Source organism: Mycobacterium talmoniae (assembly GCF_001854525.1).
In the GTDB taxonomy this organism is placed as follows: domain Bacteria; phylum Actinomycetota; class Actinomycetes; order Mycobacteriales; family Mycobacteriaceae; genus Mycobacterium; species Mycobacterium talmoniae.
On record NZ_MLQM01000131.1, the window covers coordinates 1 to 16,076 of the forward strand.

At 66.8% G+C, this 16,076-nt stretch carries 15 protein-coding genes and 2 pseudogenes; 9 read left to right on the forward strand and 8 right to left on the reverse strand.

Annotated features, from left to right (window positions below; translation table 11 throughout):
* Positions 1-63 precede the first annotated feature (63 nt).
* Both BKN37_RS19710 and BKN37_RS27970 read right to left on the reverse strand, forming a co-directional pair.
* The gene (locus tag BKN37_RS19710) at positions 64-1,506 is read right to left on the reverse strand and encodes an amidase (protein WP_071028649.1); all 1,443 of its coding nucleotides are present in this window, start codon (positions 1,504-1,506) and stop codon (positions 64-66) included.
* 170 nt (positions 1,507-1,676) lie between these two features.
* Positions 1,677-1,820, reverse strand: a pseudogene (locus BKN37_RS27970) (MMPL family transporter); the annotation flags it as partial.
* 157 nt (positions 1,821-1,977) lie between these two features.
* Here BKN37_RS27970 and BKN37_RS19715 point away from each other — a divergent pair.
* From BKN37_RS19715 to BKN37_RS19730, 4 genes are all read left to right on the forward strand, one after another.
* Positions 1,978-2,412 (forward strand): hypothetical protein, encoded by a 435-nt coding sequence (locus BKN37_RS19715; protein WP_071028650.1) that lies wholly within the window; start codon positions 1,978-1,980, stop codon positions 2,410-2,412.
* 226 nt (positions 2,413-2,638) lie between these two features.
* Entirely contained in the window at positions 2,639-3,037 is a 399-nt protein-coding gene (locus BKN37_RS19720) for an MmpS family transport accessory protein (RefSeq protein WP_071028651.1), read from the forward strand.
* Positions 3,038-3,087: 50 nt separating this feature from the next.
* Positions 3,088-5,865, forward strand: a complete 2,778-nt coding sequence (locus tag BKN37_RS19725; RefSeq protein WP_095407140.1) for an MMPL/RND family transporter — start codon at positions 3,088-3,090, stop codon at positions 5,863-5,865.
* Positions 5,866-5,934: 69 nt separating this feature from the next.
* The gene (locus BKN37_RS19730) at positions 5,935-6,711 is read left to right on the forward strand and encodes an SDR family NAD(P)-dependent oxidoreductase (RefSeq protein ID WP_071028653.1); all 777 of its coding nucleotides are present in this window, start codon (positions 5,935-5,937) and stop codon (positions 6,709-6,711) included.
* Between the two features lie 95 nt (positions 6,712-6,806).
* Here the strand turns inward: BKN37_RS19730 and BKN37_RS19735 are convergent, their stop codons facing one another.
* Both BKN37_RS19735 and BKN37_RS30290 read right to left on the reverse strand, forming a co-directional pair.
* Positions 6,807-7,838, reverse strand: a complete 1,032-nt coding sequence (locus BKN37_RS19735) for a glycoside hydrolase family 6 protein (RefSeq protein ID WP_071028654.1) — start codon at positions 7,836-7,838, stop codon at positions 6,807-6,809.
* A gap of 30 nt (positions 7,839-7,868) precedes the next feature.
* Positions 7,869-8,078 (reverse strand): annotated as a pseudogene (locus tag BKN37_RS30290) (type II toxin-antitoxin system RelE/ParE family toxin); the annotation flags it as partial.
* Positions 8,079-8,147: 69 nt separating this feature from the next.
* On the opposite strand from BKN37_RS30290, the gene BKN37_RS19745 reads away from it, so the two are divergent.
* From BKN37_RS19745 to BKN37_RS19755, 3 genes are all read left to right on the forward strand, one after another.
* A complete protein-coding gene (locus BKN37_RS19745; RefSeq protein WP_071028655.1) occupies positions 8,148-9,179 on the forward strand; it encodes a fused (3R)-hydroxyacyl-ACP dehydratase subunits HadA/HadB in 1,032 nt (343 codons plus the stop codon).
* 110 nt (positions 9,180-9,289) lie between these two features.
* On the forward strand, positions 9,290-9,511 hold the full coding sequence (gene vapB / locus BKN37_RS19750; RefSeq protein WP_071028656.1) for a type II toxin-antitoxin system VapB family antitoxin: 222 nt from the start codon (positions 9,290-9,292) through the stop codon (positions 9,509-9,511).
* On the forward strand, positions 9,508-9,924 hold the full coding sequence (locus BKN37_RS19755) for a PIN domain nuclease (protein WP_071028658.1): 417 nt from the start codon (positions 9,508-9,510) through the stop codon (positions 9,922-9,924). Before vapB ends, BKN37_RS19755 begins: the two co-directional genes overlap by 4 nt.
* A 34-nt stretch (positions 9,925-9,958) precedes the next feature.
* Here the strand turns inward: BKN37_RS19755 and BKN37_RS19760 are convergent, their stop codons facing one another.
* From BKN37_RS19760 to BKN37_RS19770, 3 genes are all read right to left on the reverse strand, one after another.
* Positions 9,959-10,681, reverse strand: a complete 723-nt coding sequence (locus BKN37_RS19760) for a DUF1906 domain-containing protein (RefSeq protein ID WP_242657302.1) — start codon at positions 10,679-10,681, stop codon at positions 9,959-9,961.
* Positions 10,682-10,789: 108 nt separating this feature from the next.
* On the reverse strand, positions 10,790-12,079 hold the full coding sequence (locus tag BKN37_RS19765; protein ID WP_071028661.1) for a DUF2786 domain-containing protein: 1,290 nt from the start codon (positions 12,077-12,079) through the stop codon (positions 10,790-10,792).
* Between the two features lie 124 nt (positions 12,080-12,203).
* Positions 12,204-12,647: a nitroreductase family deazaflavin-dependent oxidoreductase gene (locus BKN37_RS19770; protein WP_423212813.1), complete on the reverse strand. Its 444-nt coding sequence runs from the start codon at positions 12,645-12,647 to the stop codon at positions 12,204-12,206.
* Between the two features lie 142 nt (positions 12,648-12,789).
* Between BKN37_RS19770 and BKN37_RS19775 the strand changes: the two genes are divergently transcribed.
* Together BKN37_RS19775 and BKN37_RS19780 are read left to right on the forward strand one after the other, a co-directional pair.
* The gene (locus BKN37_RS19775; protein ID WP_423212814.1) at positions 12,790-14,334 is read left to right on the forward strand and encodes a serine hydrolase domain-containing protein; all 1,545 of its coding nucleotides are present in this window, start codon (positions 12,790-12,792) and stop codon (positions 14,332-14,334) included.
* 133 nt (positions 14,335-14,467) lie between these two features.
* Positions 14,468-15,112, forward strand: coding sequence for a cutinase family protein (locus BKN37_RS19780; protein WP_071028664.1), 645 nt, complete (start codon positions 14,468-14,470; stop codon positions 15,110-15,112).
* 54 nt (positions 15,113-15,166) lie between these two features.
* On the opposite strand, the gene BKN37_RS19785 is transcribed toward BKN37_RS19780, so the two are convergent.
* Positions 15,167-16,076 (reverse strand): amidohydrolase family protein (locus tag BKN37_RS19785; protein WP_071028665.1); only part of this gene is annotated, 910 nt, incomplete at its 5' end.

Here is a 16,076-nt window from a genome sequence, read left to right on the forward strand (position 1 = left end):
GATCGAGGCGGCGGTGCCGGCGGATCAGGTGGCCGGCGACCGCTACCCCGCCGAGCGCTGGGCTCAGGGGATCGGCGGGTGCACCGACGACCAGGGGTGGGCCGATTCTAGTTGGGAGGCAACGCGGATCAGGACGTCCTCGCGGCCGTAGGCGGCGGCCAGCTGAACGCCGATCGGAAGGCCCTCGGCGGTGCGGTGCAGGGGAAGGCTGATCGCCGGCTGTCCGCTCATGTTGAACGGCGGCGTGAACGCGGCGAACCGCCCGGCCCGGCGCTGCGGTGCGGTCGGGTGCGCGGGATCGTTGTCGAACTCGGTCAATGGCGGTGGCGGCTCGGCCACCGTGGGCGTCAGCAGCAGATCCCAGCCGTCGGCCCACCACTGCTGCAGCGCCCGCCGGAAGGCCCACCCCGCCGCCTGCGCGACGGCGTAGTCGACGGCGGTCAGCCGCCGCGCCTGCTCGACCAGCGCCCAGTTCACCGGCTCCAGGTCGTCTGCGGTCACTTCGCGCCCGAGCGTCTCGCCGATGTCGCGGGCGGCCATCGCCATCTGGGTTGCCCACTGCGCCATGAACTTTCTGGGCAAAGTGGCGTCGGCCAGGCACGTCGGCCACGCCGGCTCGACCGTGTGCCCCAGCCCCTCCAGCAGCGCCGCCGCCGCGCGGACCGCCGCCCGGCAGTCCTCGTGCAAGAACTCGCCGCGCGGATGCACGTCGAGCAGCCCGATGCGCAACCGGCCCGGGTCCGCACCGACCTCCTCGACGTACGGGCGCAGCGGCGGCGGCGCGATCACGGTGTCGCCGATACCGGGACCGCGCACCGCATCGAGCAGCCCCGCCGTATCGCGCACCGTGCGGCTAAGACCCAGTTCGACACCCAACCCCACCTCGGCGCGCACCGGTCCGACCGTGATCCGGCCCTGGCTCGGTTTGAGTCCCACCAGCCCACAGCACGACGCCGGGATACGGATGCTGCCACCGCCGTCGGAAGCGTTGGCGAACGGCACCATCCCGACCGCCACCGCGACGGCGGCACCACCACTCGACCCGCCCGGCGTCCGGTCTGGCGCCCACGGGTTGCGGGTCGCGCCCCAGGCCAGCGGCTGCGTGGTGGGCAGGCTGCCCAACTCCGGGGTGTTAGTGCGCCCGGCGATGACCAGCCCGGCCGCCTTGAACCGGGCGACCAACGTGGTGTCGGCGGTGCCAATCTTCCGGGCCTTTTTCAGCGCGACGTTGCCGTTGGACAGGGTCTGGCCGGCGAAACTCGTGTAGAGATCCTTGAGCAGGAACGGCACGCCGCGAAACGGGCCGTCGGGCAGGTTCGGGTCGGCGGCCATCGACCGCGCATGGTCGAACCACTGCATGACCACGGCGTTCAACGCCGGATTCGACCGTTCGATCCGCTCGACCGCCGCTTCCAGCAGCTCGCCCGCCGTGACCTCACCGTTGGCCACCAGCGCGGCCTGGGCGGTGGCATCGAGCCACCGCGTCTGTTCGGCGAGACCGGTCATGGCCCTTGGTTCTACCACGACCGGAGCCGTCAGCGGTTGGCCTTTCGGTCGGCACGGCTGGACGTTGCGAGGCGTCACCGAAGCGGGCCGAGCGCGGGCGGAGCACCGGCCGCCGCGGTGGCGGAAACGTTGGGCCGCGTCCGCAGCGGGCGCTGCCGCACGATCGTCGGTCACCAGAACCACGGCCCGTAGATCCGCACCAGCGACGGCACGATGAACGACCGGACGATCAAGGTATCGAGCAGCAGGCCGATGCACACCGTGGAACCGACCTGGCCGATGGTTCGCAGGTCGCTGGCCAGCATCGCCAGCACCCGATCCACACGTATTGACAATTACTCCAGGCCTGACAGCATAGATAAACTGTTGGTTCAGCCTGAGGGCATATCACTCAAACTGCCAGTCTGTGTTTCGGACTGGATCCACTCACCAGGTTAGTGTGATGCTGACCGCGGAGCGGAGGAGCGCGTAGTGGGCACAGCTTCCTGGGGTCTTCTGACGTTGATCGCCTTGGCGGTGGCATTGGTCCTGCTCTCGATCGCTTCTATCTACACACGGCGGTTGGAGCGGCAACCCACCCTTCCGATCAGCGAGGAAATCGGAGCCGCGCCGCGAGTCCTGCGCAAGTTGCGCAAACGCGAACCCATGACACCGGAAGAGATCGAGTACGCACAGCGCGTTGTCGCTATCCGCGGCAACCCCATGGCCTTCTGCATCCCCTTCACCCTCTTCGCGCTTTCGTGTTACTACGTTTTCGGTTGTCTCGAATACCTGCACGGCGCCACCCCGTCCGAGCGAACGTTCATCGGGGTGATTCCGATGGTGACCTCGACAAACCTCGCCGTTCAGCTACTGCGCGCAAGGCGACTCAAGGGCCGTCTGCGAAACGCGCCAGTGGCGGCGTGAGGGCCGTTCGCCCGCGCTGCCGACTGCGCCCACAGGTGATACCGTTCGCACGTTGTAGACGCTTCCGTTCAGTACTGGTAGCCTAGTATGTCGCCATATCAGCCTGGTTGATATACCAAACCGCGGCGAGGCCGGATCCGAGGCACGAGGTCCGGGGAAACGCGTTCCGGAAGGTGATCGAGTGAGCCCTCGTTCAATCGGGAGGACCGTCCTGGCGCGAATCTGGATGCCCCTGGTTGCCGTCGTCATGGTGAGTGTGGGCCTGGTCGGCATGTGGAAGGTGCACCAGTTCTCCGAACCGGAGCCGGTCATCACCGTCAACGGTCCGCAGGCGCCGGAAGAGTTCAATATAAAACGGCTCACCTATGAGGTTTTCGGCTCCGTCGGCCAGGGCGGGAAGCTCGTCTACGTCGACATCGACGGGCATCCGCACGAAGTTGACTTCACCACCCTGCCCTGGTCCCACACGGAGACTACGACGCTCACGGTCGCGTCCGGCAGTATCTCCGTGCATGTTCACGGCGGTCAGGTGGGCTGCCGAATGCTGGTGGACGGCGTCGTGCGCGACGAACAGTCCGGTAATCATCAGGACGCCGACGTCGAGTGCAGGGTGAAATCCGCGTGAGCGAGCATCGCCGAGATGAGCCCCCGGTCAAACGTCCCGTCATCCCGCGCATGGTCCGTACTTTTGCGATACCGATCATCTTCTTTTGGGGCTTTCTCGCGGTCACGACGACCGCTTTCATGCCTAAGGTGGAGGACGTCGCAGAAGAGCTCGCCGGACCAATGATCCCGCACTACGCGCCGTCGCAGCGAGCGCTGCTGCACATCGGCGAAAAGTTCCACGAATCCAATTCGACGAACTTGACGATGGTGGTGTTCGAGGCGGACCGCCCATTGGCGGACCAAGACCACAGCTACTACGACGATTTGGTGCAGCGCCTGCAGCGCGACACCAAGCACGTGCAGTACGTGATGGACCTGTGGGGCAAACCGTTCACCGCGGCCGGGGCGCAAAGCGTCGATGGCAAGTGCACCTATGTGCTGTTGCGTCTGGCCGGCGACATCGGGCAGATCGAGGCGAACGCCTCCGTGGACGCCGTCCGAGACATCATCGCCAAGGACACCCCGCCGCCCGGGCTGAAGGTCTTCGTGAGCGGCGCCGCGCCGCTGGCGTCGGACACGCTGAGTATCGCCAACGCAAGCCTGAACAACGTCACGATCGTCACGATCGTCCTCATCATGGTGATGTTGCTGATCGTGTATCGCTCGCCGCCTACGCTATTGGTGCCCTTGCTCGGCGTACTCATCGAAATGCTTGTTGCCAAAGGGATTATCTCGACCCTCGGGCATCTCGGATACATCGAGCTGTCGTCGTTCGCGGTGAACATCGTGATCGCGTTGACGCTGGGAGCGGGCACGGACTACGGCATCTTCTTGATTGGTCGCTATCACGAGGCACGCCTGGCCGGTGAAAGCCGAGAAGAAAGTTTTTACATCGCTTACAAGGGCGTCGCGCCCATCGTCATCGGCTCGGGGCTGACGATCGCCGGCGCGTGCTACTGCTTGACGTTTGCGCGACTGAACTACTTCCACACCATGGGGCCGGCGGTCGCAATCACCATGCTGTTCACCATCGCCGCGGCGATGACGCTCGGCCCGGCAGTTTTGACGGTCGGCAGTCTCTTCGGCATGTTCGACCCACGGCAGCAGGTGAAGGCACGCCTGTATCGGCGGATCGGCGCGAGCGTGGCGCGCTGGCCGGTGCCGATCCTGGTGGCCAGTTCGGCGATCGTGATGCTTGGGGCGATTTTCGTACCGAGCTACCGACAGAATTACGACGACCGGCAGTACCAGCCGCACGACGCACCCGCCAATCTGGGTTTCCAGGCGGCTGATCGGCACTTCCCCAAGAGCAAGCTGTTCACCGAGATGCTGATGGTCGAAACCGATCACGACATGCGCAACTCGGCTGACTTCATCTCGCTGGACCGGGTCGCCAGGGCGCTGATTCGCCTGCCCGGTGTGGCCATGGTGCAAGGCATGACCCGGCCTCTGGGCCGGCCACTGGAGCACGCGAGCATTCCTTACTTGTTCACCACACAGGGCAGCGGCAACGGACAACAGCTGCCCTTCAACAGAGAGCAGAACACCAACACCGACCTGCAGGCAGAGATTCAGGCGCACTCGGTCGAGGTCCTCCGCAAGGAGATCGGGTTCTTTCAGAAGGTTTCCGATGAGCTGCACCAGACGGTTCTCACCGTCGAAGATCTGCAAAACGTGTCCGAAGAGATGAATGAGGAAGTCTCGAATCTCGACGATTTCTTCCGTCCGATCAAAAACTACTTCTATTGGGAGAACCACTGCTTTGACATACCTATCTGCTGGGCCTTCAGATCGCTGTGGGACACGATCGACCACATCGACAAGTTGGCCGACGACATTAAGGACGCCAGGTTTTCCCTTGAGGAAGTAGACAAGGCCTTTCCGCAGATCATTGCGCAGCTGAAAGCCACGGCCGACGACACCGCGGCCCTGCAGGCGAAGTTGGTCAACAGTTACGGGTCCGCGGATCTGCAGTCACTGCTGACCGAGCAGACATTCGACGATTCGATCAACGTCGGCAACGACTGGGACAAATCCCGCAGCGACGACTTGTTCTACATCCCGCACGAGGGCTTCGACAACGAAGACGTCAAGACCGGCATGAAATTGATGATGTCGCCGGACGGTAAGGCGGCCCGCTTCATCGTCACCCACGAGGGCAACGCCATGGGCCCTGAAGGTGTGGAGCATGTCGAAAAGTTCCCCGAGGCGATAACCACGATCCTGAAAGAGACCTCGTTGGCGGGTGCGCGCGTCTATATCGGCGGCTCGGGATCGAACGACAAGGACATCAAGCAATACGCCACATCCGATCTGCTCATCGCGGCGATCGCTGCCTTCGTGCTGATCTTCTTGATCATGATGTTCATCACGCGAAGTCTGGTGGCGGCCTTGGTCATTCCCGGCACGGTGGCGTTCTCCTACGCTGGGGCGTTCGGGCTGTCCATACTTGTCTGGCAGCACCTGATCGGCCTGCATCTGCACTGGCTGGTGCTACCGCTGACGTTCATCATCCTGGTGGCGGTCGGGTCGGACTACAACCTCCTGCTGATCAACCGAGTTAAAGAAGAAATTCACGCCGGGCTGAACACTGGTCTGATCCGCGCGCTCGGAAGTACCGGCGGTGTGGTGACGTCCGCGGGATTGGTGTTTGCGTTCACGATGCTGGCAATGCTGACAAGCGATCTCCGAACGATCGGGCAAGTGGGTTCCACCGTGTGCATCGGCCTGCTGCTCGACACGCTGATCGTGCGTTCGTTTGTGGTGCCGTGCATCCTCCGAATCCTCGGACCGTGGTTCTGGTGGCCAACACTGGTGCGTTCCCGTCCACTGGCGCAGCGAACATAGATCCGCCTGCGGGGCGTCAACAGCTGACCGGCGGGCATGCGGCACGGCCTCACTGCGTAGTCTGTCGGCGTGGATATCAATGGAGCTAGCGCGATCGTCACCGGCGGCGCGTCAGGTATCGGGGCGGCCACTGCGCGTCAGTTGGCCGACAAGGGGGCCCGGGTCGTCATCGCCGACCTGCAGGCAGACAAGGGCGAGGAGCTCGCCAAGGAGATCGGCGGCGTGTTCGTCACCGTCGACGTCACCAACACCGACCAGATCATCGACGCGGTCAACACCGCCGCGGACCTCGGCCCGCTGCGTGCCCTGGTGAACTCGGCCGGGGTCGGCTGGGCCCAGCGCACCATCGGCAAGGACGGCGAGTTCGCCTCGGCGCACGACCTGGGCCTGTACAAGAAGGTGCTGGACATCAACCTGGTCGGCACCTTCGACTGCATCCGCATCGCGGCCACCCAGATGAGCAAGAACGAGCCCACCGACACCGGCGAGCGGGGCGCCATCGTCAACATGACCAGCGTCGCGGCGTTCGACGGCCAGATCGGCCAGGCCGCCTACTCGTCGTCCAAGGGCGGCGTCGTGGGGCTGACCCTGCCGGTCGCCCGCGACCTGTCGGCGGTCGGCGTCCGGGTCAACACCGTCGCCCCCGGCCTGATCGACACCCCGATCTACGGCGAGGGTGAAGCGTCGGAGGCGTTCAAGGCCAAGCTCGGCGAGTCGGTGCTGTTCCCGCGCCGGCTCGGCAAGCCCGAGGAACTGGCGTCGATGGTGCTCGAGCTGATCACCAACTCCTACATGAACGCCGAGGTCGTCCGCGTCGACGGCGGCATTCGGATGCCCCCGAAGTAGCGTCGCGTCAAGTACGGTCGTGAGATTGCGGCCAGGGTCGTGGATCCGCGAAATGTACAGCCCTGGCTGCAATCTCAACGCCGAATCGGGTGCCCTTAGTGACCGGCGTTGCGGGCGAGGTCGATGGCGTACTGGCTGACGAAGCGGCCCGCCGCGGGTTCCCCACGCCCGCAGGATCCGTCGGATTCACCGACACGCTTGATCCACAGGTAGGCGTCGGCGTGCGCGCCCGCGGTGGCCGCGGTGGGCGGGGTGCCCAGTGCTCGCCCGTCCGGGTTGCACCAGTTGAGCGCCTGCTCGGGCGCGGGCCCGGCGCCGTTGCGCGACGTGTCGATCACGTAGTGCGCACCGTTCGTCAGCCCCGAAATCGCCTCGCCGTAACCGATTTCCTCATCGGTGGAGTAGTAGTTCGTGGCGTTGAGGCGAAAGCCCCGGGCGTGCCCCACCCCGGCCTGGTTGAGGCGGGCGGCCATGTCGTCGGCGCTCACCCACCGCGAATGCCCGCCGTCGACGTACACGGCCGCGGCCGGATCGCGGGTCAGCGTGTCGACGGCGTAGCGGATCAGGTCGAAGCGTTCCTGACGCTGGTCCGGTGACAGGCAGTCGGCCATGGCCAGCGCATCGGGTTCCAGGACGATCGCCGCCGGCGAGGAGCCCAGGCCGGCCGCGACGGCATCAATCCACTGCCGGTAGGCGTCGCCCGAGCCGAACCCGCCCGCGGCGAAGCTGCCGCAGTCCCGGTGCGGGATGGCGTAGAGCGTCAGCACCGGCATGGCACCGGCGGCCTGCGCCGCGCCGGTGTAGCGGCCCACCACGCCGGTGACCGTGCTGGCGGGAAATGCCTGGTCGATCCAGTATGCCTGCGGCGTGTTGGCGACCGCGGTCAGCTCCGCACTCGGCGGATTGGCGTTCCGCGCGGCGACCATGGCCGCCGATGCGGGATCGACGTAGAACGGCATCCCGCCCAACGGGTTCTCCGCGTCCGCCAACCGGACCGCCGGGGCGGGACCGACCGGCACCGGGTCTGCGGGAAGCGCCGCGCCGACAATGGCCGCAGCTGCCAGGAAGGGGGAGATCCACCGCACGACTGCACCAGCAGCTGAGGAAATCACCCCCGAAAAGTACATGAAGCGGCTATCGCCGGCGACGGGTGCTAGTCAATCGAGGTGCCGGTCGACATCCATCCGTTGGTGAAGTATGCGCACCACATCGATCACGTCGCGACTGACAATCCGGTAGTAGAGCGCGTGCACTCCGACGGCGTGCTTGCGGTACCCGGGATGGACTTCGTCGCAAGCCCGCCCGATCATCGGGTTGTCCACGACCCGGTCGATCGCGCGCTGGATTTCACGCCGGCGTGTCTCGCTAGGATGGCCGCGGGCTAGTCTGCTCAGGTCGGCCTCATCGACAAGCCGATAGAACGGTTGAGCAATTTCATGACCGCAGCAGCAGAGGCGTCGGCGCTCGAAGCGCGGGTCGGCCACTACTACCAGGCCGACTCCACTTATCAGGTCGGTCGCGAGAAGGTGCGCGAGTACGCCCGCGCCGTGCAGGACTATCACCCCGTGCACTGGGATGACGCCGCCGCCGCGGAGCTGGGCTACTCGGGTCTGGTGGCGCCGCTGACGTTCACGTCGACCCCGGCCATGGCCTGCAATCGGCGCATGTTCGAGTCGGTGGTCGTCGGTTACGACACCTACGTGCAGACCGAAGAAGTGTTCGAACAGCACCGCCCGATCGTGGTCGGCGATGAACTGCACATCGACGTCGAACTGACGTCGGTGCGCCGGATGGCCGGCCGAGACCTGATCACCGTGACCAACACCTTCACCGACACCGCCGGGGAGCGGGTACACACCCTGCACACCACCGTCGTCGGCGTCACCGCCGAGGATGTCGATCCGGCGATCAAGACGGCGGTGCAGCGGGCGATGATGCACGACGTGAACATCGTCGGCACGGACGAAGCGGCGGCCACCTATCAGAAGACGGTGCGCCCCGACGGCGAGGTGCGGATCGCCACGGGCGGCGTCACCCGGACGCCCGGGACGCCGTCCTTCGACGACGTGCGGGTCGGCGACGAGCTGCCGGTGCACCACACCCGGCTGTCCCGCGGCGACCTGGTGAACTACGCCGGGGTGGCCGGCGACGCCAACCCGATTCACTGGGACGAGGACATCGCCAAGCTGGCCGGGCTGCCCGATGTGATCGCGCACGGCATGCTCACCATGGGCTTGGGGGCCGGATTCGCCTCCGCATGGTCGGGCGACCCCGGCGCGGTCACCCGCTACGCGGTCCGGCTGTCGGCCCCCGCGATCGTGTCGGCCACCGACGGCGCCGACATCGAGTTCAGCGGCCGGATCAAGTCGCTCGACCCGGAGACCCGCACCGGTGTCGTCCTGGTGGGCGCGAAATCTGGTGACAAGAAGATCTTCGGCCTGGCGACGTTGAACGTCCGCTTCCGCTGACCTGCGCTTAACCGACGCTGCTGGTCCGCGGGGCGCGAGGCGTCCGCATCGTCGGCGACCGTCGCCCATTGATCTCTGATATCGTTGGATATCAGATTGAGAGGTGGGGCATGGCTGACATCCTCATTCGCGGTGTACCGGACGATGTCGTCGAGGCGCTCGACGCGCACGCCCAGCGCGTCGGCCTGTCCCGCTCCGAATACTTGCGCCGGCTGTTGACTACCCAGAGGCCGGTCGACCAGCGTTCACTGACGGTCGCGGACTTGGCGCGATCGGCGCAGGCATTTGCCGACCTGGACGACCCCGAGGTGATGCGGCGAGCCTGGGAATGAGCGGTTGGCTCATCGACAAGTCCGCCTATACCCGTCTCGCGCGCAGCCTCGACCCCGCCCTGTGGGCTAACCGGATCGAGCGTGGATTGGTCCGCGTCACCGCGGCTACCCGGCTGGAGATGGGGTGGTCGGCGCGATCGGTCGACGATCTGCGTTATGAGATCGCAAATCCGCCGCTGGCGCGGATGCCGCTGGTCTACCTGACGCCGGCCATCGAGGACCGCGCCATCGAGGTTCAATTCCTGTTGGCGGCGCGCGGTCACCATCGTGCGGTATCGGTTCCCGACCTTCTTATCGCTGCCGCGGCCGAACTCAGCGGGCTGACGGTGTTGCATCTAGACAAGGATTTCGACCTTGTCGCGGCAACAACCGGCCAACCGGTCGAACGACTCGAACTTGCCGCGGCCCCGTAGCCGCAAGCGGTCAGCCCGGAACGTCGTGTGTGCATCATCGGGTGAGCCCCCACTGGCCGAAATCGGGCGCGAGGACGTCGTCGACGTCGAGGTGCACGTCGTCGATCACCAATCCTGGGTCGGCTGCGCTGACGACTTCTCGCTGGTACAGCACGGCCGCCGGCTCGCGGTCGTCGCCCGACCAGGCCCGCGTCTGCCACGCCCACCGATAGCCCGGACTGGTCGAGTGTCCGATGACACCGTCGCTGATCGCCCAGCCGCACTGGCGAACACCGCCGTAGATGCCCGTGCGCTCCACCCCCAACACCGAGTTGATCCCGCGAAACCACTGCACGCCCAGGGTTTTCCACGCCTTGGCGTCGATATCCTCATCGACGCTGAAGAAGATCGGCGCCGAGGCCGGGCCGCCGGCCGCGGTGTGGTTCCTCAACGCCGTCTGGGCATCGGCCACTCCGCCGTCGTAGCCGCGGGTGAAATCCGAGGGCGTCGCCCACCCGGGCTTGCCGTACTGATAGCAGCTGGCGATCTGCAGGCCGGCGGCGCGGAGCCGGTCGGCGTAGTCGCGGGTGACGGGCTTGAAATCGAAGGTGGCGCCGGGCCGCAGCTCGGACACGTAGACCAGTGCACCGTCGAGGCCCGCCGCCTTGATCTGCTCGGGCTGCACCAGTCGCTCGGTGAAGTCGACGAGGCGGAGACCCTCGGCGGCGGCCGTCGGCGTGCCGAGGGCGCCGGGAACGGCCAGCGCCGGTGCCAGCAGCGCGGCGTACCGGAGGACGTCGCGTCGTGATGCGGGGGGCGTCACAACTGGGAGGGTATCTGCGCGGCACGGAGTTGACCGGGAAAACGTGGTCGCCGGTGAATGCGATCAACCCGCTATGGACTCGCGTGTCTCGAGCACTGCCATGTCCGCCGCGGCGCGGCCGGCACCCCAGCCGGCACCGTTGGACACTGCCACCGAGCGCGGCACCGTCGACGGGAAGAGCCGTTCGGTGAGTTCTTCGGTCGCGCGATTGTTGGCCGCCAGCACGGGCAGCAGTCGAGCGTCGCGCTTGACCTCCGCGGTGACCGCTGCGTTCGCGTCGTCGAGCCGTTCGCCGATGCGTTGGGCGTAGGCGACAAGGAATGATTGCCGAAATGACCTGGCCCGTGCTTGCGCACCGCCATTGCGTCCCGCGCTGAGCATCGCCCGGTTGGCTTGTACCAACAGCGACGTAGTGAGCAGTTCGACCAGGTTGAGGTCGGTTTCGCAGCCGATCACGGTGACGAATCCGAGCCGCTCCGCCCACACTGCGCGACACCGGTTGGACTGACTCACCACTTGCACCAACGACGCCTTGGCGGCGGCGTACGGGTTGTCGAGCCAGATCCGTCGCGCGACCGCAGCGGGCTTGCGGCCACGAGCATGCTGGGCCAGCGCTTCGTTCAGCGCGTACCTGCTCATCAGGTCCTGGGCCTTAGCCGACAAAGCCTCCGCCTCGTCGGGGAACTCGGTGGCTTCGGCTTTTGCCAGCAGCGCGCGCACCCTACCGAGGACCTTCTCCCCCGCATCGCTGACCGCCGTTGCCGTGTGCCGGTACGCCCCGGGCAGCGGCAGGATCACTTCCAGCACGGGGAGCCGGCCGAGAAAATTCAGGAGTCTGATGACAACGGTCAGGCCCTCGCATTGATCGGCGGCGTTCGACGACGCCCACCGCCCCGCCTGGGGCGGTTGTGTAGTTGCGCCGACGGCGGCCGAGAGCCCGGCGATGTCGGCACGCCAGTCCGGGTGCAGTGCCGCGGTCGCGTATCGCCGGGACTCAAGGACGATGGCCTCGTCGAGGTACCGGACCTGGACTGGCTTCAGCTGGCGACGGGCGATTTCATGCAAGTCGGACGGCTGCCAGCCGTGCTCCCAGGCCGCTCTGATGGCCTCGTTCATGGCGAGGTCAGCCGCAACGGCGAGCTCGCGTGCGAAGCCGCGGTACTCACGGAGCAGTGCAGTGGCGTGACGCGGGATCTGGTCGGCAGCACCTGATGCGGCCATGCTCAATGCCACGACGAGGCGTTCGAGCAGCAGCGCCCGGTCTGGCCCCGGATCGAAATCGACCCGCTCGTGCTTGGCCCGGCGCCGGTTCTTGTGTTTGGCTGCCCGCTTCTCTCGGTTACGCCTACTCATGCGCCGCAGTCTTCCGAAGGGGTCCGACAGGTTACGGCAGGCGCGCCGACCTGCTCAGTCGACGAACTGGTATTGCACATCGAGTGCACGATAGGTGCGCTCTGCCCGACGGTCACGGCGCCAGTTATGACTCGCCCGCTTCCAGCTCAAATATCGGGATGGTGCGAGTGGTTTTTGACTGGTAGCTCGCGTACGCGAAGGCGGGCGTGGTTGCGTTGATCTTCGGGATGACCGCCTCGCGTTCGGACGGGTCGAGCTCGCGCGCGACGACGTCGAATGAGCCGCCGGCGACCTCAACGTGCGCCCGCGGGTTGGCCCGCAGGTTGTGCACCCAGGCGGGGTTGACGTCAGCTCCGCCGTAGCCGGCGACGATCAGCAACTTGCCGTCGGTGCGAAACACCACCAGCGGCGTGACCCGCGGCGCGCCGGACTTCGCGCCCGTCGTGGTGAGCAGCAACAGCTCCTGGCCTTCGAATCGTCCCCCGACCTTGCCGGCGTTGGCGCGAAATTCGTCGGTGATGGTGCCGTTCATCGTCTTTAATGTCTCGGGATCGGGTTTCTGAGCCACGCTAAGCAGAGCTACTTCGGCGCGGCGTCTATTCCCCGTTGGCTTTCCGGCAGCTCCGCGCGAGTCCGCTTGCCACCTGCTCGGCTGTCGCGGTCTACGTCCTCGACCATGACACCGATCGGGGTGCCCGGCTACCGTCGTGCTGGTGACGGTGTCGAGATCGTGCGTCACTCGGGCCTGCGCCGTGGGGAGCGTCGTGCTCGCTGTTGCGGTTGCCCCGTCGTGTGGCCGCCCGGGGCTCCCCCCGCCCGACACCAGCACCCCAACTACCACCGCGCCAGTCGTACCTCGTGCCGCCGCGCCGGTCGTGCCTCGCGTCGACACGCCCTACCTGCCTCGCGAGGAGCTGGTGGCACCCGTCTCCCAGCTCCTCAACGACGCGATTGCGGCCCCCCGGCTGCCGGGTGCGGTGGTGCAGATCGGGCACGCCGGCGCCGTCGTCTTCAGGCAGGCCTTCGGCGCCCGCAAGCTCGCGGACGAACCGGGGCTCGACGGATCGCCCGCGCCGGCCGAGCCGATGACCGAGGACACGATCTTCGACCTGGCGTCGCTGACGAAGAGCCTCGCGACGGCCACTGCGGTGCTACAGCTCTACGAACACGGTCGCGTCCAAATCGACGATCCAGTGCAGACCTACCTACCCGAGTTCAACGCGGCGGACGACCCGGGGCGTGCCCAGGTGACGCTACGCATGTTGCTCACCCACACCTCGGGCATTGGCGGCGACTTGAGCCACCAGGGTCCGTGGGGCCTGACGCAGGCGGACAAAGCAGATGGCATCCATCGGGCGCTCACCGCGCCGCTGGAGTTCGGCCCCGGCCAGACGTTTCATTACTCCGACATCGGTTTCATCATCCTCGGCGCGCTGGTCGAGAAGATCACCGGCCAACCGTTGGATATTTATGTGCAGGACAACGTCTTTGCGCCGCTGGGCATGGCCGACACCCGCTTTCTTCCGGCGGCCAAAGCGTGTGGCCCGCACCGGATCCGCGGTACCGCCATCGCGTTGGACAACAGCGCATCCGAGGTCGCCCAGTGCCCGGCGGGCACCTGGAGCACCGATCTGCTGGCCCGCATCGCGCCGACAGCCCATGACGAAGACACCCCGGGGATCAACCCCGACTACGACCAGCTGCTTCGCGGCACCGTGCACGACCCGACCGCCCGCCGGATGGGCGGGGTGGCCGGCAGCGCCGGCGTGTTCTCGACGGCGCACGACGTCGGCCGGTACGCGCAGGCCCTCCTCGATCGCCTGGCCGGGCGCCCGAGTCCGTTTCCGCTGCAGCGATCGACCCTGGAATTGATGACGACACCACAGCAGCCCGGTCACGACCCGGCCCAACTCGAGGCGGCGAATACCGCAACCCGGGACGCCGCTGCGACCACACCCAACACGGCCGATCCCCTGCTCGCCCCGAGCTATCCGGCGATAAGTGGGCAAAACCTGCGCGGCTTCGGCTGGGACATCGATACACCGCACTCCCGGCCGCGCGGCAGGATCTTTCCCGTCGGCAGCTTCGGCCACACCGGCTTCACCGGCGTGACGCTGTGGATCGACCCCGGGTCCGATACCTACGTGATCGTCCTGGCGAACGTGATCCATCAGCGCGGCGGTCCACCCATCGCGGGGCTCAGCGGCGACGTGGCCACCGTGACCGGCCGGGCCCTCCATCTCTACGGCACCTGACGCCACTTGGCCGCGTTGCCAGAGTGACGGAAGTGATAATTGGGTATAGTTCGTCAGGGTGTCGGCCAGGTCCGAAGCGCGCAGGGCAACCCCCGTGGACAGTGCCGCTCGCCGCAGGTCCGGCCGCGCAGGCATGGCCGGGCGGCTGGCGTTGGTCGTCACGGCGGTCGTCGCGGCGGGCACGATCGCGACCCCTGGTGCGGCGGGTGCGCCGTCCTGCTCGGACATCGAAGTCGTCTTCGCGCGCGGCACCGATGAACCGCCGGGCATCGGCGTCGTCGGCCAATCTTTCGTCGACACGCTGCGCCCGATGGTGAAAGGCAAGACGCTCGCCAGCTATGCCGTGCAGTACCCGGCATCGTGGGATTTCGCCAAAGCCGCCGCCGGCGCCACCGACATGAGCAAGCGCGTCCAGGCCATCGCCGAACAATGCCCCAAGACCGGGATCGTGTTGGGCGGCTACTCGCAGGGCGCGGCCGTGGTTGACGTCGTCACCACCGCGCCGATCGGCGCCGTCGGCTACACCGCCCCGCTGCCGGCCGCCGCGGTTCCGCACATCGCCTCCGTCGTCGTCTTCGGCAACCCCTCGGCCCGCATCGGTCAGCCACTGACCCGGATGAGCCCGGTGTTTGGTTCCCGGACCGCCGACCTGTGCGTGCCCAACGACCCCGTCTGTTCGGCCGGTAACGACTTCAACGCCCACGTCCGCTACCCGCAATCCGGGCTGGTGAAGCTCGGCGCTCAGTGGGCCGCCCGCCACGTCAACTCACGCGGCTAATTTCAGGAACCCAGGCCTGCACAAGACCTATGTCCCGCTACGGGATCGCTGCGGTCAGTTCTGCACGAGGTCGGCGATGGGCTCCGCGTCCGTCAACCAGTGCCGGCCGGTCCGGCGGGCCGCCTCCCACTTGGGGATGCTCACCGCATCATCTTGGCCCAGATCTTCGGGGGTGGGGCCGATGCGCTCGGCCAGCGGGGCCAGGGCTGACAGATCGAAGTTGTACAGCTCGGCCGCCGCCAGGCCCAGCATCTGTCGGGTCTCCTCGACAGGGACATCCCAGAACGAGCGGCGCAGCCAATCGCGGGTGTGCGGCCAGGTCCCCTCCGGATGGGGGAAGTCGTTGCCCCACAATATGTTTGATACACCGATCTCGTAGCGTCGCGCCAGCTCCCGGCGCTCGGTGGTGGTGGCCCCGATAAAACAGTTCCGGTCGAAGTAGGCCGAGGGCGGCATCGTCAGGTCGCCCTCCATCAGATGGCTCATCTTCTTCGCGGAATGCTCCCGCAGATAGCGGGTGTCCATCAGCCAGAGCAGATCGTTGGCCCAAAAGGCACCGCACTCGGTGACCCCCCAGCGCAGCCGGGGGAAGCGCTCGAACACCCCCGACCACAGGGCAAACCACAGCGGACGGGCCCCCCACCAGCGCACCTCGGTGACATAGATGCCCAGGTGCCCGCCGTACTCCTCCTGCGGGGCGGGACCGGAGTGGGTGTGCACCGGCATCTGCAGATCCTGGCAGGCGGCCCAGACCTTGTCGTAGCGGCGGTCGTGGTAGGGCGGGTAGCCGACCCACCGCGCCGGGATCAGGATCCCGCCCCGCAGACCGGATTCCGCCGCGCGGGGGGTCTCGGCGACCGCCCCGTCGACGTCGGCCCAAATCGGCCCGACCGCGACCCCCGCCCGCCGCCCCCGGGTGTGGCTGCACAGCTCGGCCCACCCCCGGGTATTGGCCCCCGCCCCC